The sequence below is a fragment of the Polynucleobacter cosmopolitanus genome (genome assembly GCF_002224225.1).
GTDB lineage: Bacteria > Pseudomonadota > Gammaproteobacteria > Burkholderiales > Burkholderiaceae > Polynucleobacter > Polynucleobacter cosmopolitanus.
On sequence record NZ_NJGG01000001.1, the window covers coordinates 510,618 to 536,753 of the forward strand.

The window sequence follows — 26,136 nt, forward strand, 5'->3', positions numbered from 1 at the left end:
TTTCTTACTTATAAAAAATATAAAATTCTGTTTTAAGAGGAGACAATATGAACATGACATCATTCAGCACCCTTCAATACTCAAAAGAATTACAAGCTGTTGGGTTCAGTCAATCTCAAGCAGAGGTCATCGCTGAAGGTGTGGGCATGAATTTAAATGCCACACATGACTTTGCGACCAAGAAAGAGTTGTATGAAGTAAGGGATCATTTGGATGAAAAATTTAATCTTCTTGATGAGAAATTTAAACACTTGGATAGCAAGGTTTCTCATTTAGAAGAAAAAATTTATTGCATGGCAGATGTATTAACTAGCAAGCTATTCAATCGCCTGGGAGGCTTGATGGTCGCATGCATGTCAGTGGGTATTAGTGCAGTGGCATTTTTTACAAGAGGTATCGCCTAAGTGGATACTCGTCAAATATCAGCTGTATCCGAGATAAAAGGATTTTTTGGCACTTCAAATAAAAAAGTGACCATAGATCAGATGAATAAAGCAATTATTGAAAAAGTAAAGACGAATAACGGATGCAATATTCCAAAGTTAGTTAAAGAATCTCTTTGATAGCTTTAACTAATGCATCACACTGTTGGTCAGTACCGATGGTGATGCGAAGATGCTGATCAATCCTCGGTAATTTGAAATGACGCACGATGATGTGCTTTTCGCGAAGCGCTGCAGATAGTTTTGCGGCATCGTGTTTAGGATGTTTCGTGAAAATGAAATTAGCTGAAGACGGAATGGTTTCAAAGCCAAGAGTATTCAGTGATTGAATCAAGTTCTCGCGCGTTTTGATCACCGCTTGACTGATCTTCTTCAAGTAATCTTGATCTTCAATGGCCGCCATGGCGCCAGCCATCGCTAATTTATCAATGGGGTAAGAGTTAAAGCTGTTTTTAACGCGCTCGAGTGCTTCAATTAAATCAGGATGACCCACGGCATAACCTACACGCAAGCCAGCCAAAGCATATGACTTTGACAGGGTGTGAGTTACCAAGAGGTTGTTGTATTGCTTGATCAATGACACGGCTGATGAAGTTCCAAAATCAACATAAGCTTCATCAATCACCACAACGCTGTCTTTGTTTGATTGAAGCAATGTTTCAATGTCTTTTAAAGGCAGGGCTTTACCTGTAGGTGCGTTCGGGTTCGGAAAAATGATGCCGCCATTGCGGCCATTGTTTTTCTTCAGGTAGTCGGTAACTGAAATTGAAAAGTCATCACTCAGTGGAATATTGTCTAAAGCGATGCTGTAGAGTTTGCAGTAGACCGGATAAAAGCTGTAAGTGATATCCGGAAACAGAATTGGGTCTTCGTGTTTGAGTAAACCTAAAAATACATGAGCCAAGACTTCATCGGAACCATTGCCAACGAATACTTGATTGGCTGTTAGGCCATGAAGTTTGGCAATGCTTTGTTTTAAGGCATCAGAATTTGGGTCCGGATACAGACGCAAGGTTTCAGTATTGGCGGCGGCGATGGCGGCCAATGCTTTCGGAGACGGGCCATAAGGACTCTCATTGGTATTGAGCTTGATGAGCTGGCTTAATTTGGGTTGTTCGCCCGGAACATAGGGCGTTAACTCTTTAACTGTTTTGCTCCAAAAACGGCTCATCTTCTTGTCTTGCCTTATTAATTCAGTAATTTATACGGTTATTTCAATGATTTTTAGCTAATTTCGTTCAAAATCAGCACCTTCAGAAGGTTACCACGGGGTGGAATTTCAGGGGGACGGTGATATTATGACGGTATGCGCAACGTAGACGTCACTCGTAACACCTCAGAAACCCAAATTCAGATTGTTCTCAATCTGGATGGCACGGGTAAAGCTCAACTTAATTCTGGGGTTCCATTCCTCGATCACATGTTGGATCAAATTGCTCGACATGGCATGATTGATTTGGCTGTAACAGCCAAAGGTGATACACACATTGATGATCACCACACCGTTGAAGATGTGGGTATTACTTTGGGTCAAGCGATTGCCAAGGCAGTTGGCGACAAAAAGGGCATCACTCGTTATGGCCATTCTTATGTGCCTTTGGATGAAACTTTGTCACGAGTCGTGATTGATTTTTCCGGTCGTCCAGGCTTGGAGTTCCATGTGCCGTTCACACGCGCACGCGTGGGTGATTTTGATGTTGATTTGACGATTGAGTTTTTCCGCGGGTTCGTGAATCACGCGGGTGTGACTTTGCACATCGACAATATTCGCGGCATCAATGCGCACCACCAAATTGAAACAGTGTTTAAGGCTTTTGGCCGTGCTTTGCGCATGGCCTTGGAATTAGACCCTCGTGCCAGTGGTGTGGTTCCTTCTACAAAAGGTAGTTTGTAAAAACTCGTCCACTCACCTGTCCGCTATTGGGTTCAGACCTTGTCTAAAAATTCACCAAGCATTGCCATTGTCGATTACGGAATGGGTAATCTGCGCTCAGTTGCGCAGGCATTGATGCATGCTGCTCCTGAAGCAAAAGTGATGATCTCTTCAAAAGTTGAAGAAATTAAAGCCGCAGACAAAGTGGTGCTGCCAGGACAAGGCGCCATGCCTGATTGCATGTCACATTTACAAGAGTCTGGATTATTGGACGCTGTTTTAGAGGCCAGTCGCACCAAACCCATGTTGGGTGTTTGTGTGGGTGAGCAAATGCTATTTGAGAGCAGTACTGAGGTTCGATTTGATGCACCGGCTGGAACAGATGTCACACCAGGTCTTGGTTTGTTGCCGGGCAAGGTGATTCGTTTTGATTTGGCTGGAAAAAATCAGGCCGATGGCTCACACTTCAAAGTGCCGCACATGGGTTGGAATCAGGTCCAACAAGTTCAAAAGCACACGCTGTGGGAAGGTATTCCAGATAACAGCGCCTTTTATTTTGTGCATAGCTACTATGCAGTTCCTGCTAATTCAGCTCATACTGTGGGTGCAACAGATTACGGATCTTTGTTTACATGTGCCGTGGCAAAAGATAATATTTTTGCAACACAGTTTCACCCAGAAAAAAGCGCACACTTAGGTTTGCGTTTGTATCAGAATTTCACTCGTTGGCAACCTTAATCTTTTTATTAAATATCTATCATGTTGTTAATACCTGCAATTGATCTTAAACAAGGCCACTGTGTTCGTTTAGAGCAAGGTGATATGGATAAAGTCACGACTTTCTCGGAAGATCCGGGCGCGATGGCAAAGCACTGGGTTGAGCAAGGTGCACGTCGTTTGCATTTGGTTGATTTAGACGGTGCCTTTGCTGGCAAACCTAAAAATGAATCTGCGATCAAATCAATTCTGAAAGCGGTTGGTGACGATATTCCTGTTCAATTGGGCGGCGGTATTCGTGATCTAGAAACCATTGAGCGTTTATTGGATGATGGCATCAGCTACGTGATCATTGGTACAGCTGCGGTGAAGAACCCAGGGTTTTTACAAGATGCATGTGTGGCTTTTCCAGGACACATCATTGTTGGTTTAGATGCCAAAGATGGCAAAGTGGCCACCGATGGTTGGAGCAAATTAACCGGTCACGAAGTGATTGATTTGGCACAAAAATACGAAGACTATGGTGTTGAAGCCATTGTCTATACCGACATTGGTCGCGATGGCATGTTGCAAGGTATCAATATGGATGCCACTGTGAAGTTGGCTCAAGCGGTGAATATTCCAATCATTGCCAGTGGTGGCTTGACCAATATGAAAGACGTTGATGCCTTGTGTGCTGCTGAGCCAGAGGGTGTGATGGGTGTGATTGCAGGTCGTGCGATTTACACCGGTGATCTTGATCTTGCCAAAGCTCAGAAGTATGCCGACGGTAAGAAGTGATTGAGTTGTTGATTATCAATAAATAGTTAAATAAATAAAAAAGTAACCAAACATTCATGCTTTCAAAAAGAATCATTCCTTGTTTAGACGTCACCGCAGGTCGGGTGGTGAAGGGCGTGAATTTTGTTGAGTTGCGTGATGCTGGTGACCCTGTTGAAATTGCCAAGCGCTATGACGATCAGGGCGCCGATGAAATTACTTTTTTAGATATCACTGCCACATCCGATGAGCGAGATTTGATTTTGCACATCATTGAAGATGTGGCTTCACAAGTCTTCATTCCTTTGACAGTTGGTGGTGGTGTTCGTGCTGTGGCCGATGTGCGTCGTTTACTGAATGCTGGTGCGGATAAAGTAGGCATGAACTCCGCTGCTGTGGCCAATCCAGATTTGGTGTCTGATTCCGCAGCCAAGTATGGCTCGCAATGCATCGTGGTGGCCATTGATGCCAAACAAACTTCACCGGGTGTGTGGGAAGTGTTCACGCATGGTGGGCGTAAGAACTCAGGCATCAATGCGATTGCTTGGGCGCAAGAAGTGGCCAAGCGCGGTGCTGGTGAAATCTTGTTGACCAGCATGGATCGCGACGGCACTAAAAATGGATTTGATTTGGCTCTGACTCGTGCGGTGAGTGATGCCGTGCCAGTGCCAGTGATTGCCTCTGGTGGCGTTGGTAATTTGCAGCATTTGGCAGATGGCATCAAAGAAGGTCATGCTGATGCAGTGTTGGCAGCGAGTATTTTTCACTTTGGTGAATACACGGTGGGCCAAGCCAAACAGTTGATGGCACAGCAAGGTATACCGGTGCGCCTTTAGCATCTAAAGCATCTAAGGCATCTAACCTAATCGATTTGGAATTGACATGAGTGATAAAAACGCACAATCAAATAACTGGCTAGACCAAGTGACTTGGAATGAGCAGGGCTTGGTGGCTGTGATCGCTCAAGAGTTTGATACTGGTGATGTGCTGATGATGGCGTGGATGAACCGTGAATCATTGCAACTCACTTTAGAAAAAGGCGAGGCCGTGTATTGGTCACGTTCTAGAAAAAAGATTTGGCACAAGGGTGAAGAATCTGGTCATGTGCAAACAGTGAAGAGTATTCACTTGGATTGTGATGGCGATACGATTTTGATCAAAGTGGATCAAAAAGATCGCATTGCTTGCCACACGGGTGAACATAGTTGTTTTTTCTTGGATTTAGAAAAAACACCCAATGGCCCTGTTTGGAAAAAATAGTTTAGAGTTATTCCATTCGGCCAATTGGCTCAATAAATACAATTTAAGTGCAAAGCACCATTGAATATGACAGAGCAAACCAAACCAAATAACAATATGGATGCCATCAAACGATTGGCCGATGTGGTGGATGCTCGTCGTGCTGATTTTTTAGCAGGCAAAGCCAATCCTGATGTTTCATATATTGCCAAGCTGTTCAGTAAAGGCGATGACGCAATCTTGAAAAAGATTGGCGAAGAGGCTGCTGAGACTGTGATGGCTGCCAAAGATAGTCGCTTCGCGAACTTGGCCCCAGAAATGCAAAGCAAGTTGGTGGGCGAGATTGCCGATCTTTGGTTCCACTGTTTCGTGGCTTTGTCTCAGTTCAATTTGCGTCCTGAAGATGTGATTGCTGAGTTAGAACGCCGCGAAGGGGTTTCTGGCATTGCTGAAAAAGCGGCCAGAAAATCTTGACCATCCCAATCGCCCTGACTATTTTAATTACCACCATTCATCAAAATTTGAGCCTATGAGCGCACCTGCTAGTCACGATCACTCAGAAAATTGCATTTTTTGCAAAATCATTGCAGGTCAAATACCGAGTAAAAAAGTCTTTGAGGACGAGGAGTTATTTGCCTTTCATGACATAAATCCAGCCGCGCCGGTTCATTTTCTGGTTGTGCCTAAGCGTCATTTTGCGAATTTAATGGTCACCACTAGCGCAGATGGTGAATTACTGGGTAGAATGTTAACAATTGCACCGCGCCTTGCCCAAGAGCAAGGATGCCGCCCTGGCGACTCCGGGGGCTTTCGTGTAGTTATCAATAACGGTGTAGATGGTGGTCAAGAGGTTTACCATTTGCACATGCATGTGATGGGTGGCCCCCGTCCGTGGAATAAAAACTAATTAGGAGTTAAAAATGGGTTCATTTAGCGTTTGGCATTGGATTATTGTTTTAGTGATCGTTCTTTTGGTGTTCGGTACTAAAAAATTGCGCAACATTGGTTCAGATTTGGGCGGAGCTGTTAAAGGCTTCAAAGATGGCATGAAGAATGGCGAAGAAAAGCCAGCGGATACTTCTAACCCTGCTACTCAAATCCAAGGTCAGAACGATGGCAAGACAGTGGATGTTCAAGCCAAGGATGTGAACAGAGGTTAAGACCTCCAAGCATTGGGTGTGTTTGTCATTACTGGTACACACACCTCTGCTTGATACACACCATCATTATTTTTAAGTTCATTTGACATGATCGATCTTGGAGTTTCCAAGCTCGCCCTCATTGCGGTAGTCGCATTGGTGGTGATTGGTCCTGAGCGTTTACCAAAGGTTGCTCGCATGGCGGGTAATTTGTTAGGTCGTGCTCAGCGCTACATGGCTGAAGTGAAAAGTGAAGTCAATCGTCAAGTTGAGTTGGATGAGCTGAAGAAGATGCAGCAAGCTGCAACTTCTGCCGTGAAAGATGTTGAGTCCAGCATCAATCAAGTCACGAGCGAGGCGAGTTCGAGTTTGAATGACCCTGAGTTCAGTTATGACTTTGATAACAACTATGCTGTGCGTGAACCTAAAACAAATGTGCGCCAGGGTCGTGATAGTTGGGGTGTGAAGAAAACAGCGATGCCTCAGTGGTACAAGCGCAATACTGGCGTGAAAACCAAGATTCAATCAGGCGCTGCCAGAGTGAAGCGTTTTCGTCGTGCTGTGAGTCAGCAAAAAACACCAAAATCATTTTTCTAAGAGCGCAAGTATTTAAACCATGTCACAAAATCAAACACCTGAAGCAGATAAAGAAGACGGAATCCAAGAAACATTCCTGTCTCATTTATTTGAGCTGCGTGATCGCTTGATCAAAGCAGTCGGTGCTTTGTTGTTGGTGTTTTTGTGTTTGGTGTATTGGGCGCCGGATATTTTCCATTTGTTCTCTAAGCCATTACTTGATGCTTTACCCAGTGGTGGCAAGATGATCGTGACTGATGTCACAGGTTCATTCTTCGTACCAATGAAGGTGACCATGTTGGTGGCGTTCTTGGGTGCTTTGCCTGTGATCATGTATCAGTTATGGGCTTTTATTGCGCCAGGTTTGTATAACCACGAGCGTCAATTGATCCTACCGATTGTGACCAGCAGTTATTTGTTGTTCATCGCTGGTATGGCATTTGCCTACTTCTTGGTATTTCCAACCGTGTTTCAATTCATGGCGCATTACAACGCACCCTTAGGTGCTGATATGGCCACCGACATTGATAAGTATTTGAGTTTTGCCATGACCACGTTCTTGGCATTTGGTTTGACTTTCGAGGTACCCGTGGTTGTGGTGGTGTTGGTGAAATTGGGCATGGTCAGAATTGCAAAGCTCAAAGAGATCCGTCCTTACGTGATCGTCGGTGCTTTCGTGATTGCTGCAGTTGTGACGCCACCAGATGTGTTGTCACAATTATTGTTGGCTGTGCCTCTTTGCATCTTGTATGAGTTGGGTATTTTTGTGGCCAGGTTCTATGAGAAGAAGTTGGATCCTGCAGAAGAGACTGAAGCAGCTTCAGCGAATTAATTTACGAATTAAATTAGTTAGAAATATAAAAAGTAAATAGTTAAAACTAAGTTATTTAATTTGCACCATTTCCATGAGTTTTTCTAAGCGATAACGTCGCTGTCTTAAATTACCTTCATCCAAGCTGTTACTAAGTTCTGCATTGGCAAATGCTTTGCTGGCCATCATCAATGCTTTGCGTTGTTCAAGCGTTTCAATCAGAATCAGTCGTGGTGTTGAGCGCGGCAGTTCTGCTCTGATGTCTACCACGGCACCATGTTCATGTTGGATGGCTGCAATGTCAGCGAGCAGCAATTCTGCTTTCGATAAATTTAACTGATTCGCCACAAGCACCCGATGACACATGAGAAGTATTTCTCCAGTGAAGCGATGAGAGTTTTCAGTCATGGCTTGAGCAACAGCGCTGGCTAGTTGATGCCAATCGTTTGCCTTGGGATTGGAGTGACTTTCCATGATTTTAGAAAGTAATTCTTGTGCTTCGGTCACGCCTTGTTGCGAGGCATGCCACACCCAATAAGAGGCTTGTAAGCCTTCAACTTCTTCTGATAGTTGTGCGCGTTTGCGCCAGAGAGCCGCACCTTTGCGATATTGAGCTTGAGGATGTCCGAGATCGGCCGCTTTATCAAAATAAGTATCGCTGTCTTCAGCGCTGTAGCCAGAGTATTGAGGCATGCGATTAATCAGACCCAGTGCGTACCAAGCTTCTCGTTCACCGTGATTGGCAGCAAGCTTGAGCCAATAGACTGCGCGCTTTAAGCGCGCGTTACCAGAGTTTGTTTTTGCTTCGGCAGCTGTCGAATCGTTTTTATCGTTACCAATGACTTCATCAACTGTTGTGTCTAATTTAGCAAGGCGCAAGCCCATGGCAAGTTGTGCTGGAACATGACCCAGCTCAGCAGCGATTTCTAATGCATCAGCATTTTGTAGCTGTTGCCATCCTGCCCAGTAAATGGGGAGGTGTTCTTGTTGGTGTTTTTTATTGCTGAGTAAGCTCGGTAGGTGCATCTTCAATGCGGGCACCAAGCTGGCATCAATACCTTGATTAAAGGAGAAGCCTAAAGAAAGTAAGCTGCTTAAACCGATGTCATTAGATTGAGTCGCCAATGAGGCGATGATTTTTTTTGAGCGATCAACATCCAAGGTGCCTAAGCGACCATCTTGTAAGCATTGAGCGAGTAATTTTTTAGCAGAAGCTTGCTCATTGAAAGAAGATAAGTCGGCCAACTCTTCTAAATAGCGATGAGCGAGTGTGAGAAATGATTCAAGGCCACCAGCATCGCTCCAATTTTTCTCAGACATTTGTGCAAATGCCAAAGCAGTGATGGGTGTTTCAGAGATTTGATTTGTTTGAGGTGAAAATTGTGAGATGGCTTGTGCCATCAGCCATCTGGCGCGGGTGTGTCCTGCATTAGCAGCTAATAAAAGGCATTTCCATGCAAAGGGCGCTTGGCTTGAGGAGAGGTTGATCGAGAGTTCAAGCTGATCAGCCACAAAATTAAATATTTCTTCACTAAATCCGATACTTACGGTTGCTTTCTCAAGCCAAAGCAAAGCATTTTGAGAGTTTTTGGGCACTCCATCGTCCCCAAGCATATAAATATGGCCTATTTTCTGTTGCGCCAAAGCATCACCAGAACGGGCTAATTTCATGATTTTCAGGAATTCTCTGCTTGCCATGTGACAAAAATACCTTTTTTATTAGGGTTAATATGTATTTAACACCTAATTTCTCTTGAAATACAGCGAATTAAAAATGATTTGTTGCGTAGATGCAACACTATGTGAATTTCTTCTAAAAATCGACAGAGAAACACCCCCGCAGCCCCGCAACTACACATTAAGCGTCATAGACATGTTGCAGTATGGCCAGGTCCCTAGATTAACTAGGTACGTTTATTTCACATTTTTGGAGATTTACGAATGAAAAAATCATTATTAGCACTAGCTGCTTTGTCAGCATTTGCAACAGCAGCACAAGCTCAGTCATCAGTTCAAGTTTACGGTATTTTGGATATGGGCTATGCTTCAGAGTCTAAGACAGCTACTACTGCAGCAGCAGCAGCTCAAGGCACAACTACAAAAGCTAAAGCAGTTGGTGCTTCAGAAGGTTTGTCTGGTTCACGTTTAGGTTTCCGTGGTACTGAGGACCTAGGTGGTGGTTTGACAGCTGGCTTCACATATGAATTAGGTTTGAACGTTGGTGAGAGCACAGCAGCTCACTCAGTTCGTCAATCATTGCTTTCATTAAGCGACAAAAATTTGGGTACATTGAGTTTCGGCCGTGGTAACACATTGGGCAAAAACACAAATGATGGTTTCACAGCATTTGGTGGTGGTGGTGACTTTGAGCAAGGTTCTGTTACTCTAGAAATTACACGTGGTGAAGAGCAAGGCGAAGCAGTTTCTAAAAAAATTAAGCCAATCGTTGACCGTAACTCAAACCAAGTTACCTATGTTTCACCAAGCTTTAGCGGTGTAACTGTATCTGCTCAGCTATACGCTAAGTCATCTGATAAAGATGCAGCAGCAAACACAGGTAAGGATGAAACAAGTGGTACAGCATTCCAGTTAGCATATGCTGGTAACGGTATTACTGCTGCCTACACACGTTCACAATTGGATACAGAAGTTGAGGCTGCTGCTGCTGTTGCTGCAACTTGTACAGGCGTAGCTACACCGGTTGGTTGTAACAACGGTACTGCAGCTGTATCAGCTTCTAAAACAGAAATCACACTTGACCAGTTTGGTGCTACATACACAATGGGCGCGATCAAGGCATTTGGTCTTTACAACTCTGCTAAGTACAAAGCTTCAGCAACAGCTGCAGAAGATCAAAACAAAGGCTACGATATTGGTGCAACATATACAATGGGTAAAACAACATTGTTAGCATCTATTGGTGATGGCGAAATCAAAACTGCTGCTGGTGTAGTTACTGATGTTAAAGGTATGCAAGCTCAAGTTCGTTACGAGTTAAGCAAGCGCACTACTGCTTACGCTCTATACGGCAAAACTGAGTTTGAAGGTACAAACAAAGGTGAGTCAGACGTTTCTATGATTGGTATTCGTCACTCATTCTAATTTCTCGCTGGCCTAGCCAGTTAGATTTAGCTTGTATGGAAACCCACTCTTCGGAGTGGGTTTTTTCTTTTTAAGCATTTAATGGACTTTTCGTCCCATCCTAGGGCAAATGCTCTACCTTTTCATGGGTAAATCTGCTAAAAAGTATAAATCCGGCTTTTTGCCTGATTAGGTCTGTTTTCGGTTCGTTTTAATAACAATGAAGGAGCAGTAATGAAAAAGAATCTATTGGTTGCAGCATTATTAGGTTTGGGCGTGATCGCCACAGCACAAGCTGACACTTTGGCAAAAATCAAGTCATCAAGCGCCGTAACAATGGGTGTGCGTGAGTCTTCAGGCGCATTGTCATACACAGTGGGTGACGGCAAGTTTGCTGGTTACCACGTAGAAATTTGCCAACGCGTTTTGGGCGATGTGCAAAAACAATTGAAATTAAACAAGCTAGATATCAAATATCAAGCTGTGACTTCACAAAATCGTTTGCCATTGGTGGCTAACGGTACAGTTGATATTGAGTGTGGTTCAACAACAAACAATGCAACACGTCAAAAAGACGTGGCTTTTGCTGTAACAACATATGTTGAAGAAGTTCGTATTGCTGTTAAAGCAAACTCTGGCATCACTTCTTTGAACCAGTTGGCTGGCAAGAAAGTGGCTACAACAACAGGAACAACATCCGTTCAGTTGTTGCGTAAGCACGAGCGTGCTGCAAACGTGAACTTTGATGAAGTATTTGGTAAAGACCATGCTGACAGCTTCTTGTTGTTAGAGTCTGGTCGTGCTGATGCATTCGTAATGGACGGCTCAATCTTGGCCGGTAACATTGCCAACGCTAAGAACCCAGCTGATTTCAAAATCGTTGGCGAAGTTATTGCAGTTGAGCCAATCGCGATCATGATCCGTAAAGATGACCCAGCGTTCAAGAAGTCTGTGGACGACAGCATCAAGAAGATGATGAAAGACGGCACATTGGCTAAATTGTGGGACAAGTGGTTCTTGCAACCAATTCCACCAAAAGGCAATAAAGTTGGTTTAGCTTTGTCTGCAAGTACAAAAGACGCCTGGGCTAATCCAAACGACAAACCTGCTGAAGACTACGCTAAGAAGTAATTCCCTAACCAAGTATTAAGTAGTAGAAAGTAAACACATTAGATGTCTTGGAATTGGGAAGTATTTTGTAAAAGTACTTTAGAAGAAGATTTCTCACCGGTGTGCTTTGGCACCGGTGGAGAAATTACTTATTTAGACTGGATGTTATCTGCTTGGGGCTGGACCTTATCAGTTTCAGCCCTGGGTCTTTTTGTGGCCATGATTTTGGGTGTCTTGATGGGCACTTTAAGAACTTTGCCCCCCGATAATTTGATGACCCGAGCGCTGGCTTTATTAGGCACGGTTTGGGTCGAGTTATTCAGAAATATCCCCGTATTGGTTCAGGTTTTTCTTTGGTATCACGTGATACCCGCTTTATTTCCTGTGATGAAGGGCTTCCCTTCATTTGTATTGGTGAGTTTGGCCTTGGGCTTCTTCACTTCTGCTCGTATTGCAGAACAAGTCAGAGCCGGTATTGGCTCTTTGCCTAGAGGGCAGCGATACGCCGCACTGGCAGTTGGTTTAACCACCACTCAGTCATACCGCTATGTGATTTTGCCCATGGCTTTACGCATCGTGATTCCACCATTGACATCAGAGTCAATGAACATCATTAAAAACTCTTCTGTGGCTTTTGCTGTTTCAGTTGCGGAGCTGACTTTGTTTGCTATGCAAGCACAAGAAGAGACCTCCAGAGGCATTGAAATTTATTTAGGCGTGACAGCCTTGTACGTGGTTTCTGCTTTGAGTGTGAACCGTGTCATGGCTTTCATTGAATCTAGAACCAGAGTGCCTGGTTTCATTGCTGCAGCAAGCAGCGGTGGTCATTAAGAAAGATAAATAAATGAATATTGATCTTTCTTTTTATAGCTGGGAGCTCATCCGAAGTTATGTCTTGAGTGGCTTGGTGTTCAGTATCCAGTTAACCGTGATTGCCACGGTGGGTGGTATTTTCTTTGGCACTCTTTTAGCTTTGATGCGTCTATCAGGCAATAAGTGGTTAGAGATACCTGCAGCGACTTATGTGAACACGATGCGCTCGATTCCATTGGTGATGGTGATTCTCTGGTTCTTTTTATTGATGCCAGCCATTCTTGGTAAACCAATTGGCGCTGAACTATCAGCCATCATCACTTTTGTTGCTTTTGAAGCTGCCTTCTTTTGCGAAATCATGCGCTCAGGCATTCAATCGATTCCTAGAGGGCAAATCCATGCTGGCCAAGCCATGGGCATGACCTATTCGCAAAACATGCGTTTGATCATTTTGCCGCAAGCCTTTAGGAACATGATTCCGGTACTACTCACGCAAACCATCATTTTGTTCCAGGACACATCCTTGGTTTATGCCATCGGTGCTTATGACATGCTCAAAGGTTTTGAAGTGGCCGGCAAAAACTTTGGTCGTCCAATTGAAACTTATTTAGCTGCAGCCGTGATTTATTTCTTGATCTGCTTTAGCTTATCAAGGCTTGTCAGGGTGTTGCAGCAACGTGTCGCGATTATTCGTTAAAACATAATAAGTAACTCAATAAATTAAATATCAAACAACAAAGACATAAGAGATCACCATGATTGAAATGAAAAACGTCTCCAAGTGGTATGGCAATTTCCAAGTATTAACTGATTGCACCACTGACATTAAAAAAGGCGAGGTCGTTGTTGTTTGTGGGCCATCGGGTTCTGGTAAATCCACATTAATTAAAACAATCAATGCATTAGAGCCATTTCAAAAAGGTGAAATCACCGTTGATGGTATTGCTGTTCATGACCCAAAAACCAATTTACCTAAATTGCGCTCAAGAGTGGGCATGGTGTTCCAACACTTTGAATTATTCCCGCATTTATCTGTCACTGAAAACTTGACCTTGGCTCAAATCAAGGTGCTCGGTCGAAGCCCCAGCGATGCTCTTGCTCATGGCTTGAAATACTTAGATCGCGTAGGCTTATCGGCTCAAAAAGATAAATTCCCGGGTCAGCTATCAGGCGGTCAACAGCAACGCGTGGCGATTGCACGAGCTTTGAGCATGGATCCAATTGTGATGTTGTTTGATGAGCCCACATCCGCTCTAGACCCTGAAATGGTGGGTGAGGTATTGGATGTGATGGTTCAGCTTGCTCATGAAGGGATGACCATGATGTGCGTGACCCACGAAATGGGTTTTGCCAGAAAAGTCAGCAATCGCGTGATTTTCATGGATCAGGGCAAGATTGTTGAAGATTGTCCGAAGGATGATTTCTTTAACAAACCCGAAGAAAGATCACCAAGGGCAAAAGATTTCTTATCTAAGATCTTGGCGCATTAAATTCCACACTAAATAAATATTGCTGTATTACGTTTTTAATCAACGCCTACTCTGCAATAAAGCAATGTTCATCTCAGGCGTGAGTTGGCTAGCGTAAAAGCGCTCAATCATTTCTACTGATGTTCTGGCATTCCTTGCAAGGGTCAATAAATCAATTCCCTTGCCATACAAGAGTCTAAAAGTAATTGCTGTATGTCTTAAGCTGTAAAGCGTTTTATTCTGATTCAAATGTCCTTTGCGTAGACCAGTGCCGATCAACACTTTTCTAAAGTCTCTGGTGATCAAGTAACTTGCTGCTTCTCGATCCAATATTTCAGGCAAAAATAAGTAATCTGTTGGTTTTGCTAAACCCTTCTTTTCCATGTACGCCAAGAGTTTTTCGTATATGCGCACAGCTGGAAACAAAGTCACGATTTGGGTTCGATGCTTTTTAGTTTCTGGCAAAGTGAGTCGCAAATAAATGTACTTACCCCTCACGATTTCAACGTGTTGATGTTGAATTAATTTCACATCCACAGGCCTTATAAAGCTATTAACCATAAAACCAATGAGCCAAGCAAATTCGTGAGGCAACTCCTCCTTGTGCGAGAAAATTCCATCCTTGGTATCGCGATGCGTCTTCACACGAACTTCCTCATCAGCAGTGCGATGTGCTTTGGCATAGCGCAATATTTTTAAATACTCAGTCACAGTGAATCCACCCCTTGGAATACTGTTCATTTTTAGCTTTGGAAAACGCGGCAATTTACTGATGAGATCCGACTCAAAAGTATGAGTTAAAACTTTTCTTAAAGCATTGAAATATTGATTAATCGTGATGTCTGATAGATCAAATTCATACAAATAAGTGAGAAATTCTTCTAGATCCGCAGAAGTAATTTGAGTTATTGATCTTGGGCCAAAGAAGGGTAAAACATGTCGACTTAGTCGACTTTTGAGCATCACCAAAGACCGACTTGCAAACTCTCGACGCTGAACTCGGATTGTTTCTTTGATTAAAAGTTTGTCGCAAACATCTGCAAATGTAAGACTGCAACCCATTGATTTATTTAAATTTTCAGGCGTCAATTGTGACTGATATGACAGTCTTTCGACTGCATAAACATCGTCATTGCTCGCCAGAAAATTGGGGTTAGTAAGCCTCATCTCAAATACCTTATGTAATTTAAGGGGGAAAACACTAACAGATTTTTATTGCTACTTATAAAATATATAAAAAAGCCACCCCGAGGGGTGGCTAATTTTTTGCTTAATTTCATCAAGCCCTAAAAAACAGGACTCCTTGAAATATTTCTAACTCTAACTGGCTAGGCCAGCGAGAAATTAGAAGTTGTGAATCAAACCAAACGCAACTTGACTGTCTTTCTCTTTTGTTGTTGCAGTGATATCTGTATCTGTCTTACCATATATTCCATATAGCTTAGTACGTTTGCTCAATGCATACTCTAGACCTAATTGATAACCAGAGTCATCATACTTAGTTGTACCTGCAAGTGACTCATAGTCGCCAGTAGCATAGTTAGCGATAAATGTTGCGTTACCAACTGGAACTCTTACACCAACTACAGTAGATGTTGCTTCACCATCCGTTGTTGCTGATCCACCTTTTTGCTTAGACTCAACATTGCCGTACTTAGCAAATAATTTAGCAACACCTAAGTCATAGCTAGCATAAATAGACATCAAGTCTTGCTCGTGAACCAATGCGCTGTCAGCTAATGTAACTGACATGTTACCTACTGTAGGTAACACACCGCTAACTTCATAAGAACCATATGCTACAGCAGCTGCAAAAGGACCTTGAGCATACTGAAGAGCAAATTCTTGACCTTTTGCATCTTTCTTTGCGGCTGTGGTGTTATCTGAATCTTGTTTATCAGAAACAATCATTGCCTTAACAGTGAAACCACTCATCGCTGGTGATGCATATGAAACTGCTGTATAACGTGAATCTAAAAGACCAAGACGTGCTGTTTTCTCAACTGCACGACCAGCTGCCATAGTTGGGTCACCAATTACGTTTGAGCCACCTGATGCTGAGAATCCAGCAACATAATCTTTAGAGAATGCGTTTTGGTAACCAACACGAACTTCACCAAAACCACCTGAAACACCAGCCCATAAAGCACGACCACCTAATGCTTCATCATTAACTGGAAGAGTACCCTGCAATGTTGCAGCAGAGTTTGAGTTGTCATCACCCAATTGAGTTTCAATAACAAAGTTAGCCTTCAAGCCACCACCTAGGTCTTCAGTACCACGTACACCCCAACGGCTTGTTTCGTGAGCATTGAATGCAATACTTTTACCTTTGGCTTCTGTTCCTGAGGTACCTTCTGCTTTACGATCAGAATAACCAGCATCAATTTTGCCATAAACAGTCACTGATGACTGAGCTTGTACTGTACCAGCTACCATTGCTAGTGCTGCTGTTGCGATTAATAATTTTTTCATTCGTAAATCTCCAAAGACTACGAATGAGACCTTGATTTGACCTAAATCAAGTAAGCAGCACTTAGCTACTTTGGCTAAGTTTGATTTGATTCAGGTCAAATCTTTGTTTTTCTCTTCCTCCTAAGATTAGTACGTCAGATAGTGACTATTTATGAGGGAAAGAAAAATGAATAAGAAAACGATGAGTAAATTAGTTTTAGGTTTATTGGCGGCATTGTCATTTAATGCAATCGCACAAGAGAATCCGTGGATGGTTCGTGTCCGTGCAACGAATTTAAATTGGGATAACGGTCAAACTTCAACTGTTCAAGCGCTGGATGTGAATGCAAAAGACAAGACGATTCCAGAATTCGACATCACATACTTTTTTAATAAGAATGTTGCTGCAGAGTTAGTTTTGACCTATCCGCAAAAAGTTGATATTCGTGCAGGTACTCTTGGTAATGCAAAACTTTCAGAAGTGAAAGCTTTGCCGCCAACATTGCTTTTGCAATATCACTTCACAGACTTCGGACCTCTAAAGCCTTATGTTGGTGCAGGAGTTAACTACACACGATTCAGCTCATATAAAAATGAGCCAGGGGTTGATACTTCAATTGATAAATCCAGTGTTGGCCTTGCAGCCCAAATCGGTGCTGATTACATGTTGACCAAAAATTGGGGCATCAACTTGGACGTGAAGTACATTAACATCAAAACCGAAGTGTATTTAGCCGGTGCTCATGTCGGTAATTTAGATTTAAGCCCAATCGCTACATCTGTGGGTGTGACATACAAGTTTTGATGTGATTGATTGTTTAGGTAGAAATAAAAAAGGTCGCTTTGGCGACCTTTTAATTTTTGTGATGTTAGGTATTGATATTGGTGTGAGTATGGGCATAGGGGTGGGCATGTGTTTTCGTTTGGGTTTGACCTCTTTGGGCATGCATCAATAGTTAACTAGGGTTAACCCCATAGACATAAATCCTTCACTGAATGAAGATACATTGATAAATGTAAAAAGTTTATTTACAAGTTAATTCAGTGGAGAACAGCATGCAAAAGTCTTTGCATATCAACGCAGATAAATGCACTGGTTGTTTGCAGTGTGAGATGGCCTGTAGTTTTGAAAACTACGGCATTTTTAATACGGCTCAGTCACGCATCAAGGTGTTTGATTTTCATGAGACCGGTAAAAAAGTTCCTTATACCTGTACACAGTGTGCCGAGGCTTGGTGTTTACAGGCTTGCCCAGTGGATGCGATTCGGGTGGATGCCACTACGGGTGCCAAGGTTGTGAATGACGATGTGTGTGTGGGTTGTAAGGTATGCACCATTTCTTGCCCATTCGGTACGATCAATTATGTTCAAGAGACTGGCAAAGTTCAGAAGTGCGATTTGTGCGATGGTGATCCTGCTTGTGCAGACGCATGCCCAACCGGTGCGATCACTTATGTGGATGCTAATTGGACTGGTTTAGACAAAATGCGCGAGTGGGCCAATAAAGTTGGCAATCAAGCCGGCGCGTAAAACAAACATCATTGGAGAATCATTATGTCCTGGGCTGGAAAACTATTGCGCGTTAATTTAAGTACCGGTGAGTGCAAGTCGGAAGCGTTGAACATGACTTGGGCCAAAGATTATTTGGGCTCACGTGGTTTGGCCACCAAGTACTTTACTGAAGAGGTGGATGCCAAGGTTGATCCACTGTCAGTTGATAACAAAATCATTTGGGCCACAGGACCTCTCACGGGAACCATGGCATCGACAGGTGGTCGCTACACGGTGGTGACCAAGGGTCCATTGACCGGTGCAATTGCTTGTTCAAATTCTGGCGGTTATTGGGGCGCTGAGTTGAAGTTCGCTGGTTGGGACATGGTAATTTTTGAAGGTAAATCTCCAAAGCCTGTGTATCTGATGATCGAAAATGAACGTGTACAGTTATTGGATGCCTCTGATATTTGGGGTAAGACTGTTTGGGAAACAGAGCCAGCGATCAAAACCAAACATCAAGATCCATTGATTCGTGTGTCATCGATTGGTCGCTCGGGTGAGAATGGTGTGCTGTATTCAGCAATTGTGAATGATTTACACCGTGCTGCTGGAAGGTCGGGTGTCGGTGCGGTGATGGGTAGTAAGAATTTAAAAGCGATTGCTGTGCGTGGTACCCAGGGTGTGAGTACCGTAAAAAATCCTAAAGCTTTTATGGCTGCTACCAAAGAAGCCAAGAAAGTCCTTGCTGGCAACGCGGTGACGGGGCAAGGTTTACCAGCGTATGGCACTCAGGTGTTGATGAATGTGATCAATGAGGTCGGCGCATTGCCAACTCGCAATCACCGTGATGTACAGTTTGAGGGCGCCAAGGATATTTCTGCGGAAGCCATGTCAACACCCAGAGCCACTGATGGCAAAGCGCATTTGGTGACCAATCAAGCGTGTTTTGGTTGCACGATTGCATGTGGTCGAATTTCTAAAATTGATGAAACCCACTTTACTGTTCAAAATCGTCCGCAGTATTGGGGTGCCAATGGTGGTCTAGAGTACGAAGCTGCATGGGCGCTCGGAGCTGCCAACGGTGTGAATGATTTAGAAGCTTTGCAGTTTGCTAATTTGATTTGCAATGAGGATGGCATAGACCCCATCACTTTTGGTGCCACGGTGGGTGCGGTGATGGAGTTGTATGAGATGGGTGTACTGACCAAGGAGCAAATTGGTATTGAAGCTCCATTTGGTTCTGCCAAGGCTTTGTGTCATTTGGTAGAGATCACCGCTCGCGGCGAAGGTTTTGGTAAAGACATGGGCTTGGGTTCTAAACGTTTGACTGAGAAGTATGGTCATCCAGACTTATCAATGTCTGTGAAAGGTCAAGAGTTCCCTGCTTATGATGGTCGCGTGATTCAGGGCATTGGTTTGGGTTATGCCACATCGAATCGTGGTGCTTGCCATTTGCGTGGTTACACGATTGCTTCAGAAGTCTTGGGTATTCCAGTGAAGACCGAACCTTCGGAAACAGATGGCAAGCCAGAATTGTTAAAAGCGTTTCAGGATGCCACTGCTGCTTTTGATGCTGCTGGCATTTGTATTTTCACAAGTTTTGCTTGGACATTGAATGATGTGGCACCTCAAGTGCAAGCAGCCTGTGGCGAAGAGTTCACGGTTGAGAATTTAACTTTGATAGGTGAGCGTATTTGGAATATGGAAAAAGATTTCAATTTGCGCGCAGGCTTTACTCGCAAAGATGATGCTTTGCCTAAGCGTTTGATGACAGAGGCCGCTAAAACTGGACCAGGCAAAGGTGTGGTGAGTGGTCTAGACAAGATGTTGCCGATTTATTACCAGGTGCGCGGTTGGGATGAGGAAGGTCGTATCAAGCCAGAGACACGCAAGCGTTTAGGTCTTTGAATCTTTAAAAAATAGAAAGCGGCTACCGAGGGTGGCCGCTTTTTAAATGGAGTTTTTGATGAAGCACGTGATTTTAGGAAATGGCCCAGCGGGTGTGATTGCGGCAGAAACTATTCGCCAACATCAACCGAACGATGAAATTATTTTGTTGGGTGCTGAGCCAGAACCACCTTACTCCAGAATGGCCATCCCTTATTTGTTGGTCGGCGATATCAAAGAAGAGGGCACATATCTCAGAAAAACCAAATCTTATTTTAAGAATTTGAATATTCAAGAAGTGCATGGCTATGCTCAGCATGTGAACGCTGTCAAAAAAGAAGTGACTTTGGCAGATGGTAAAAAAATTAGCTTTGATCGTCTATTAATTGCCACGGGGTCTCATCCAGTGAAGCCAGCGATCAGGGGTATGGATTTACCGGGCGTTCACTCTTGTTGGACCCTAGAGGATGCTCGTGCTATTTTGCATTTAGCAAAACCAGGCGCCAGAGTTTTACAAATGGGCGCTGGATTTATCGGTTGCATCATTTTGGAAGCGCTGGCCAGTCGTGGAGTGAATTTGACCGTTGTTGAAATGGGCAATCGCATGGTGCCTCGAATGATGACTGAAGGAGCGGGCGCCATGATCAAAGAGTGGGTTCAATTCAAAGGGGTGGCTGTGTACACTGATACAAGGGTTGAAGCCATTGCTTTGAGCAAAGGTTCTACTTCTTCACCTAAAGCATCGCCATTAAAGGTCACACTCTCTAATGGAACTGTCATTGAAGTTGATTTGGTTATTTCTGCCACAGGCGTTAAACCAAATATCGAGTTTTTAAAAGACTCTGGTATTGAAATGAATAAAGGTATCTTGGTTGATCATCAGATGCAAACATCTGTTCCTGGTATTTATGCTGCGGGAGATGTGACTGAGAGCGTTGACTTTTCAACTGGGCAACGAATTGTGAATGCGATTCAGCCCAATGCTGCAGAACAGGCCAAAGTTGCTGGTGCAAACATGGCTGGAGCGAAGGCCGAAAGTCAGGGTGCGTTACAGATCAACGTCTTGGATACCTTGGGTTTGATTTCATCATCATTTGGTCAATGGTGGGGCATCGAAGGTCAAGACCATGTGGAGTTAAAAGATACTAAAAACTTCAAATACATGCGTTTGGAGTTTCATGATGATGTCTTAATTGGTGCTACCAGTTGTGGTTTGACTGAACACGTGGGTGCATTGAGGGGTTTGATTCAAACACGTGCTCATTTGGGTTCTTGGAAAGAGCAGTTGATGCAGGACCCAAGTAAAATCATGCAAGCTTATTTGGCTAAAGCTCAAGCAAGAGCTGAGTGGATGGGTTAAATTGTTTGAATGAAAATCACATTCAAGCTTTTTGCCACCTTATCTGATTATTTACCACCTCAGAGGCAGGGCAATATTGTTGATTTAGATGTCCCTGAAGGCAGCACGATTGCTGATTTGGTGAAGCAGTTCAATTTACCGATTCATTTGGTCCATCTTGTGTTGGTGAATGGCAAATACATCAAACCAGAAGATCGCCACACTCACCTTCTCATTGAAGATGATGTTTTGGCTATTTGGCCTCCTGTTGCTGGAGGTTGATTTGCTCAACGCTTGGAATGTCTGAAAATAATTCTGCTGGTAATTCCCTTAGAGAATTCGTGGTGATTCATTTGATGATGGGTTGCACCAGGGATCAATTCATTGCTTGGTTGCCAGCGGCCTGTCATTTTCGATCTTTTCAAATCGATGTGGATGGATTTAAAACCATCATTCTTTTTCCCTCAGATGCTTTTTTAATTGAGATTGTGTCTAAAGAAAGTCGCAAGATGGCTCTTTTAGAGATTCCTGTTTTAGAAGTGGTCTTTAAGTTTGAGAAAACATGGACCACAGAGTTGATCGATCAATTCATGGGTCGTTTCAAGCAATACACCCAGCGAGGTGGTGGTTAACCTTTCTTTGAGGTTGTGTTTGCGCTCACTTATTTTCTTTTAGGTCCCGGTCTCTTGCCGACCTGTATTTCTAAATCTAAATTTTTATCTTTGCGATTGATCGTTGCTTTGATTTTGTCGCCTGGAGGTACTTCTGAAATCTGTTTGAGTAACTGGGTGATGTTGTTGACTGGTTTGTTGTTGATTGTTTTTAAAACATCCCCTGGCTGAATACCTGCTTTATCAGCTGGCCCACCTTTGAGGGTGCCATTGATCAACACACCCTCAGTGCTGATTTTGAGTGTGTCTGCCATCTCTGCTGAGATGTTCATGGGTTCAACCCCAATCCAACCTCTGACAACACTGCCGTTTTTGATGATCGATTCCATCACATCTTTGGCCGTGTTCACCGGGATGGCAAAGCCAATGCCCATCGATCCACCACTTCGTGAATAGATGGCTGTGTTGATACCAATCAGATGTCCTCTGGTGTCGACCAAAGCACCACCTGAATTACCGGGGTTGATCGCAGCATCTGTTTGAATAAAGTTTTCAAAGGTGTTGATGCCTAAATGATCTCTGCCCAATGCAGAAACAATGCCGGATGTAACGGTTTGACCAACGCCAAAAGGATTGCCAATCGCAAGAACCACATCACCCACTTTGACGGATTCTATTTTTCCGAAGGTGATGGGTTTGGGTAGGTTGGGTATTTGCACTCGAAGAACAGCAAGGTCTGTGTCTGGATCACTGCCAATCAGAGTCGCTGTGGTTTTTCTGCCATCAGCCAAAGCGACCTCAATCACATCAGCACCTTCGATGACGTGTTCATTGGTGAGGATCAAGCCTTCTGCACTGACGATGACGCCTGAGCCTAAGTTGGGATTGAAGTCTTCAGGATTTGGTACTTGAGGGTGTTGTGGTGGCAGTGCTTTTGCTTTGGATTTTTTATTAGAATTATTTTTGCTGATGAAAATGTTGACCACTGCAGGCATAGAGCTTTTAACGGCTTCATGATGTGAGCCTGGGTTAGGGATGCTGGGATCAATGCTTGATTCTTTGAGTGTGATCGTTGAGATTGAATCGCCAAAGTATTTAAAAGGACTACCATCTAACCATTGGGGTTTGAATGTGCCCAAAATAAATAGAATAGCCAATAGACCTGTGACTATTTGAGCAAAGAGTAACCAAAGATGTTTCATCATGTTGTTAGGTTAATCTATTTGCATTGAAGATGAGAAAATAATTAAGAGAATTAAAAAGACTATGACCAAAAAAATTCAGCCAAGCAAGAAATCTGTGAAATCTTTGAAAACTCAAAAAGTCAAACTTGCTCATTCTGTGAATCGAGATGATTTGTCTTTGTATTTGGATGATCATTTACAGGTGGCTCGCATCAAAGACTACTGTCCCAATGGTTTGCAGGTTCAGGGTAAGCCCATCATCAAAACTTTGGTCAGTGGGGTGACTGCTAGCTTAGCCTTGATTGAAGAGGCGATTGCATTGAAAGCGGACGCCATCATGGTTCACCATGGCTGGTTTTGGAAAAACGACGATGCTCGGGTGATTGGGCAGTTGCATAGTCGCTTGAAGTTGCTGATGGACCATGAGATCAATTTGTTTGCTTATCACTTGCCTTTGGATGTTCACCCTGTATTGGGTAACAACGCCCAATTGGCCAAAGTGATGGGTTGGAAGCCTCTTATGGGCTCTAAGAGAGCTTCTTTGGGCTCTGCCTCACCCATGGATGGTCTGATTTGGGAGGGGCATCCTGAGGCTTCCCAAAAGACTTTGGGGCAATTGGCAAGAAGTATCTCTGGGCGTTTGGGGCGTGATCCTCTGGTGATTGGCGATCTAAATAAGCCCATCAAACGCATTGCCTGGTGCACTGGTGGCGCTCAGGGGTATATCAATCAGGCCATTGAAATGAAAGTGGACGCTTACATCAGTGGTGAAGTTTCTGAGCAGACCTTCCATGCTGCAGAAGAGTCAGGGGTGGCTTACATTGCTGCGGGTCACCATGCCACTGAGCGCTATGGCATTGGGGCGCTTGGGGAGTTTGTGGCCCAGAAATACAAGCTCAAGCATCAGTTTGTGGACATTCCAAACCCGGTTTGAGTGATTGGTTTGAATCAAGGGTTTGAGTTACTCCAGGCTTACATCTTTGTAAGTTAATGAATTTTTCACTGTTTTTGCCGTCTTTTTGCTCTGATGGGGTTTAAATCAGAGGGGCGGATTCGCTATAATCTGAAGTTGACGTCAAATATATGCCTTTCTAGAGGAAATTCAGTAATGAGTGAACAAAGCATGGACAAGAGCCGTCGTAAATGGCTTATTGCAACATCAGTTGCGGGTGGAGTTGGTACAGCGGCAGTAGCACTTCCTTTGGTGAGCACATTTGCTCCTTCAGAGAAAGCCAAAGCGGCAGGCGCTCCAGTAGAAATGGATATCAGCGGTATGCAACCAGGGGAAATGCGCACGGTTGAGTGGCGCGGTAAGCCTGTATGGGTTGTGCGTCGTACGCCAGAGATGCTTGCTTCACTAGCAAAGCTTGAGGGTGATTTGGCTGATCCAAAATCAGAGCGCAATCCAAAAGATTTGACGCCTGCTTATGCACAAAATCAACACCGCTCAATCAAGCCAGAGTATTTGGTTGCGGTTGGTATTTGTTCGCACTTGGGTTGTTCACCAATCACAAAATTTGAAACAGGCGCTCAGCCATCATTGCCAGATAACTGGACAGGTGGTTTCTTGTGCCCATGCCACGGTTCAACATTTGACTTGGCAGGCCGCGTGTTCAAGAACAAACCTGCACCAGACAACTTAGAAGTGCCGCCACACATGTATGTGAGCGACACAAAGTTGATCATTGGTGAAGACAAGAAAGCGTAAGGGGTAGACCATGGCATTTCATGAAAAAGAAGTTCCAGCGAATGCATCACGCGGAACAAAATTATTGGCTTGGGTAGATTCTCGTTTCCCATTGACTTCAACTGTTGAAGCGCACTTAACCAAATACTACGCACCTAAAAATTTAAACTTCTTTTATGTTTTTGGAGCTTTAGCAATTTTGGTATTGGCCTTGCAAATCATCACCGGCATTTTCTTGGTGATGCATTACAAGCCTGATGCTGAAAAAGCTTTCCAATCTGTTGAATACATCATGCGCGAAGTGCCATGGGGTTGGTTGGTGCGTTACTTGCACTCAACGGGCGCCTCGATGTTCTTCGTGGTGGTTTATTTGCACATGTTCCGCGGCATGATTTACGGTTCATACCGTAAGCCTCGTGAATTGGTGTGGATTTTCGGTTGCGCAATTTTCTTGTGCTTGATGGCTGAAGCGTTCATGGGTTATTTGTTGCCATGGGGTCAGATGTCCTATTGGGGCGCTCAAGTGATCGTTAACTTGTTTGCTGCAATTCCATTGGTTGGTCCTGATCTTTCTTTGTGGATCCGTGGTGACTACGTGGTGGGTGATGCGACGTTGAATCGTTTCTTCTCATTCCACGTGATTGCTGTGCCATTGGTCTTGATTGGCTTGGTAGCCGCACACATTGTTGCTTTGCACGAAGTTGGTTCAAACAATCCTGATGGTGTTGAAATCAAGGAGAGCTTAGACGCGAACGGCATCCCATTGGATGGAGTTCCTTTCCATCCTTACTACACAGTGCACGATGTGTTCAGTGTTGGTGTGTTCTTGATGATCTTTGCATTCATCGTGTTCTTTGCTCCTGAGATGGGCGGCTACTTCTTGGAGTTCAATAACTTCATTCCTGCCGATCCATTGAAGACGCCTCCGCACATTGCACCGGTTTGGTATTTCACACCGTTCTACTCAATGTTGCGTGCCGTGACCGGTGAGTTCTTGATCCCAATGTGGTTGTTTGCTGCTGCCTTATTAGGTCTTGTGATCCGTGGCACAAAAGACAAAAAAGTACAGGGCATTTGCGCTGGTATTTTGGTCGCTCTTGCTGCTGGCTTCTTCTTGTTTGATGCCAAGTTCTGGGGCGTGATGGTGATGGGTGGTTCAGTGGTGATTTTCTTCTTCTTGCCATGGTTGGACAACTCACCAGTTAAATCAATTCGTTATCGTCCACAAAGCCAAAAATACATTTATGGCTTATTTGTGGTGACGTTTGTTGTGTTGGGTTACTTGGGTATTCAGCCACCATCACCAATCGGTGAGAAGGTGTCTCAATTGGGTACATTGATTTATTTTGGTTTCTTCTTGGCGATGCCATGGTGGAGCAAGATGGGTCAATTCAAGCCAGTGCCAAGTCGCGTTAATTTTGTTGCGCATTGATCGCGAGCACCCAAAAGG

General features: G+C 43.9%; 32 protein-coding genes. 27 read left to right on the plus strand and 5 right to left on the minus strand.

The features are described from left to right. Positions 1 to 47: 47 nt before the first annotated feature. The gene (locus AOC33_RS02665) at positions 48 to 404 is read left to right on the plus strand and encodes a hypothetical protein (RefSeq protein ID WP_089515037.1); all 357 of its coding nucleotides are present in this window, start codon (positions 48 to 50) and stop codon (positions 402 to 404) included. Next, positions 405 to 563, plus strand: coding sequence for a hypothetical protein (locus AOC33_RS09100; RefSeq protein ID WP_180738083.1), 159 nt, complete (start codon positions 405 to 407; stop codon positions 561 to 563). On the opposite strand, the gene hisC is transcribed toward AOC33_RS09100, so the two are convergent. Next, positions 547 to 1,614: a histidinol-phosphate transaminase gene (hisC, locus tag AOC33_RS02670; RefSeq protein WP_089515038.1), complete on the minus strand. Its 1,068-nt coding sequence runs from the start codon at positions 1,612 to 1,614 to the stop codon at positions 547 to 549. The two genes, AOC33_RS09100 and hisC, sit on opposite strands and share 17 nt — an antisense overlap. A 135-nt stretch (positions 1,615 to 1,749) precedes the next feature. Here hisC and hisB point away from each other — a divergent pair, with 135 nt between their 5' ends. The 10 genes from hisB to tatC all read left to right on the plus strand — a co-directional run bounded on the left by hisB (position 1,750) and on the right by tatC (position 7,578). Then, positions 1,750 to 2,337: an imidazoleglycerol-phosphate dehydratase HisB gene (gene hisB / locus AOC33_RS02675; protein ID WP_089515039.1), complete on the plus strand. Its 588-nt coding sequence runs from the start codon at positions 1,750 to 1,752 to the stop codon at positions 2,335 to 2,337. Between the two features lie 39 nt (positions 2,338 to 2,376). Further along, positions 2,377 to 3,054 carry an imidazole glycerol phosphate synthase subunit HisH gene (gene hisH, locus AOC33_RS02680; RefSeq protein WP_281252740.1) on the plus strand — a complete coding sequence of 226 codons (678 nt, stop codon included), beginning with the start codon at positions 2,377 to 2,379 and terminating at the stop codon, positions 3,052 to 3,054. Positions 3,055 to 3,075: 21 nt separating this feature from the next. After that, entirely contained in the window at positions 3,076 to 3,813 is a 738-nt protein-coding gene (hisA, locus tag AOC33_RS02685) for a 1-(5-phosphoribosyl)-5-[(5-phosphoribosylamino)methylideneamino]imidazole-4-carboxamide isomerase (protein WP_089515040.1), read from the plus strand. 56 nt (positions 3,814 to 3,869) lie between these two features. Next, a complete protein-coding gene (hisF, locus tag AOC33_RS02690; RefSeq protein ID WP_089515041.1) occupies positions 3,870 to 4,628 on the plus strand; it encodes an imidazole glycerol phosphate synthase subunit HisF in 759 nt (252 codons plus the stop codon). 46 nt (positions 4,629 to 4,674) lie between these two features. Further along, positions 4,675 to 5,052 carry a phosphoribosyl-AMP cyclohydrolase gene (hisI, locus tag AOC33_RS02695; RefSeq protein WP_089515042.1) on the plus strand — a complete coding sequence of 126 codons (378 nt, stop codon included), beginning with the start codon at positions 4,675 to 4,677 and terminating at the stop codon, positions 5,050 to 5,052. A gap of 66 nt (positions 5,053 to 5,118) precedes the next feature. Next, complete coding sequence (locus AOC33_RS02700; protein WP_089515043.1) at positions 5,119 to 5,505, plus strand: phosphoribosyl-ATP diphosphatase; 387 nt, start codon at positions 5,119 to 5,121, stop codon at positions 5,503 to 5,505. 55 nt (positions 5,506 to 5,560) lie between these two features. Then, a complete protein-coding gene (locus AOC33_RS02705; RefSeq protein WP_089515044.1) occupies positions 5,561 to 5,938 on the plus strand; it encodes a histidine triad nucleotide-binding protein in 378 nt (125 codons plus the stop codon). 13 nt (positions 5,939 to 5,951) lie between these two features. Then, entirely contained in the window at positions 5,952 to 6,191 is a 240-nt protein-coding gene (gene tatA / locus AOC33_RS02710) for a Sec-independent protein translocase subunit TatA (RefSeq protein WP_089515045.1), read from the plus strand. A gap of 87 nt (positions 6,192 to 6,278) precedes the next feature. Then, positions 6,279 to 6,767, plus strand: a complete 489-nt coding sequence (gene tatB, locus AOC33_RS02715; protein ID WP_089515046.1) for a Sec-independent protein translocase protein TatB — start codon at positions 6,279 to 6,281, stop codon at positions 6,765 to 6,767. 19 nt (positions 6,768 to 6,786) lie between these two features. Then, positions 6,787 to 7,578 (plus strand): twin-arginine translocase subunit TatC, encoded by a 792-nt coding sequence (tatC, locus tag AOC33_RS02720; protein WP_089515047.1) that lies wholly within the window; start codon positions 6,787 to 6,789, stop codon positions 7,576 to 7,578. 51 nt (positions 7,579 to 7,629) lie between these two features. Here tatC and AOC33_RS02725 read toward each other — a convergent pair whose 3' ends face one another. Continuing rightward, positions 7,630 to 9,228, minus strand: a complete 1,599-nt coding sequence (locus tag AOC33_RS02725; RefSeq protein ID WP_143744006.1) for an SEL1-like repeat protein — start codon at positions 9,226 to 9,228, stop codon at positions 7,630 to 7,632. Positions 9,229 to 9,498: 270 nt separating this feature from the next. On the opposite strand from AOC33_RS02725, the gene AOC33_RS02730 reads away from it, so the two are divergent. The 5 genes from AOC33_RS02730 (at position 9,499) to AOC33_RS02750 (ending at position 14,051) form a co-directional block, all read left to right on the plus strand. After that, complete coding sequence (locus AOC33_RS02730) at positions 9,499 to 10,659, plus strand: porin (RefSeq protein ID WP_089515049.1); 1,161 nt, start codon at positions 9,499 to 9,501, stop codon at positions 10,657 to 10,659. A gap of 213 nt (positions 10,660 to 10,872) precedes the next feature. Continuing rightward, the gene (locus AOC33_RS02735) at positions 10,873 to 11,769 is read left to right on the plus strand and encodes an amino acid ABC transporter substrate-binding protein (RefSeq protein ID WP_089515050.1); all 897 of its coding nucleotides are present in this window, start codon (positions 10,873 to 10,875) and stop codon (positions 11,767 to 11,769) included. 42 nt (positions 11,770 to 11,811) lie between these two features. Then, the gene (locus tag AOC33_RS02740; RefSeq protein ID WP_089515051.1) at positions 11,812 to 12,579 is read left to right on the plus strand and encodes an amino acid ABC transporter permease; all 768 of its coding nucleotides are present in this window, start codon (positions 11,812 to 11,814) and stop codon (positions 12,577 to 12,579) included. A 13-nt stretch (positions 12,580 to 12,592) separates the two neighbouring features. Beyond that, positions 12,593 to 13,258 (plus strand): amino acid ABC transporter permease, encoded by a 666-nt coding sequence (locus AOC33_RS02745; protein WP_089515052.1) that lies wholly within the window; start codon positions 12,593 to 12,595, stop codon positions 13,256 to 13,258. A 58-nt stretch (positions 13,259 to 13,316) separates the two neighbouring features. Continuing rightward, on the plus strand, positions 13,317 to 14,051 hold the full coding sequence (locus tag AOC33_RS02750; protein ID WP_089515053.1) for an amino acid ABC transporter ATP-binding protein: 735 nt from the start codon (positions 13,317 to 13,319) through the stop codon (positions 14,049 to 14,051). 39 nt (positions 14,052 to 14,090) lie between these two features. Here AOC33_RS02750 and AOC33_RS02755 read toward each other — a convergent pair whose 3' ends face one another. Together AOC33_RS02755 and AOC33_RS02760 are read right to left on the minus strand one after the other, a co-directional pair. Then, the gene (locus AOC33_RS02755) at positions 14,091 to 15,197 is read right to left on the minus strand and encodes a phage integrase SAM-like domain-containing protein (RefSeq protein ID WP_089515054.1); all 1,107 of its coding nucleotides are present in this window, start codon (positions 15,195 to 15,197) and stop codon (positions 14,091 to 14,093) included. Positions 15,198 to 15,374: 177 nt separating this feature from the next. Next, positions 15,375 to 16,505 carry a porin gene (locus AOC33_RS02760; RefSeq protein WP_089515055.1) on the minus strand — a complete coding sequence of 377 codons (1,131 nt, stop codon included), beginning with the start codon at positions 16,503 to 16,505 and terminating at the stop codon, positions 15,375 to 15,377. 166 nt (positions 16,506 to 16,671) lie between these two features. On the opposite strand from AOC33_RS02760, the gene AOC33_RS02765 reads away from it, so the two are divergent. The 7 genes from AOC33_RS02765 to AOC33_RS02790 all read left to right on the plus strand — a co-directional run bounded on the left by AOC33_RS02765 (position 16,672) and on the right by AOC33_RS02790 (position 21,836). Beyond that, positions 16,672 to 17,289 carry an OmpW/AlkL family protein gene (locus tag AOC33_RS02765; RefSeq protein WP_245835568.1) on the plus strand — a complete coding sequence of 206 codons (618 nt, stop codon included), beginning with the start codon at positions 16,672 to 16,674 and terminating at the stop codon, positions 17,287 to 17,289. Position 17,290: 1 nt separating this feature from the next. Further along, entirely contained in the window at positions 17,291 to 17,440 is a 150-nt protein-coding gene (locus AOC33_RS09105) for a hypothetical protein (RefSeq protein ID WP_180738084.1), read from the plus strand. 100 nt (positions 17,441 to 17,540) lie between these two features. Beyond that, positions 17,541 to 18,014, plus strand: a complete 474-nt coding sequence (locus tag AOC33_RS02770; RefSeq protein ID WP_089515056.1) for a 4Fe-4S dicluster domain-containing protein — start codon at positions 17,541 to 17,543, stop codon at positions 18,012 to 18,014. Positions 18,015 to 18,038: 24 nt separating this feature from the next. Then, positions 18,039 to 19,886 (plus strand): aldehyde ferredoxin oxidoreductase family protein, encoded by a 1,848-nt coding sequence (locus AOC33_RS02775; protein WP_089515057.1) that lies wholly within the window; start codon positions 18,039 to 18,041, stop codon positions 19,884 to 19,886. A gap of 58 nt (positions 19,887 to 19,944) precedes the next feature. Continuing rightward, positions 19,945 to 21,225 carry an NAD(P)/FAD-dependent oxidoreductase gene (locus tag AOC33_RS02780; protein ID WP_089515569.1) on the plus strand — a complete coding sequence of 427 codons (1,281 nt, stop codon included), beginning with the start codon at positions 19,945 to 19,947 and terminating at the stop codon, positions 21,223 to 21,225. 9 nt (positions 21,226 to 21,234) lie between these two features. Continuing rightward, positions 21,235 to 21,486, plus strand: a complete 252-nt coding sequence (locus AOC33_RS02785) for a MoaD/ThiS family protein (RefSeq protein WP_089515058.1) — start codon at positions 21,235 to 21,237, stop codon at positions 21,484 to 21,486. Positions 21,487 to 21,503: 17 nt separating this feature from the next. After that, positions 21,504 to 21,836 (plus strand): hypothetical protein, encoded by a 333-nt coding sequence (locus AOC33_RS02790; protein WP_089515059.1) that lies wholly within the window; start codon positions 21,504 to 21,506, stop codon positions 21,834 to 21,836. A gap of 29 nt (positions 21,837 to 21,865) precedes the next feature. Here AOC33_RS02790 and AOC33_RS02795 read toward each other — a convergent pair whose 3' ends face one another. Continuing rightward, the gene (locus tag AOC33_RS02795) at positions 21,866 to 23,020 is read right to left on the minus strand and encodes a S1C family serine protease (protein WP_089515060.1); all 1,155 of its coding nucleotides are present in this window, start codon (positions 23,018 to 23,020) and stop codon (positions 21,866 to 21,868) included. Between the two features lie 136 nt (positions 23,021 to 23,156). Here AOC33_RS02795 and AOC33_RS02800 point away from each other — a divergent pair, with 136 nt between their 5' ends. The 3 genes from AOC33_RS02800 to AOC33_RS02810 all read left to right on the plus strand — a co-directional run bounded on the left by AOC33_RS02800 (position 23,157) and on the right by AOC33_RS02810 (position 26,118). Then, the gene (locus AOC33_RS02800; RefSeq protein WP_089515570.1) at positions 23,157 to 23,933 is read left to right on the plus strand and encodes a Nif3-like dinuclear metal center hexameric protein; all 777 of its coding nucleotides are present in this window, start codon (positions 23,157 to 23,159) and stop codon (positions 23,931 to 23,933) included. Between the two features lie 174 nt (positions 23,934 to 24,107). Beyond that, the gene (gene petA, locus AOC33_RS02805; protein WP_089515061.1) at positions 24,108 to 24,707 is read left to right on the plus strand and encodes a ubiquinol-cytochrome c reductase iron-sulfur subunit; all 600 of its coding nucleotides are present in this window, start codon (positions 24,108 to 24,110) and stop codon (positions 24,705 to 24,707) included. Positions 24,708 to 24,717: 10 nt separating this feature from the next. Continuing rightward, positions 24,718 to 26,118, plus strand: a complete 1,401-nt coding sequence (locus tag AOC33_RS02810) for a cytochrome b (protein ID WP_089515062.1) — start codon at positions 24,718 to 24,720, stop codon at positions 26,116 to 26,118. The last annotated feature ends 18 nt before the right edge of the window (positions 26,119 to 26,136 follow it).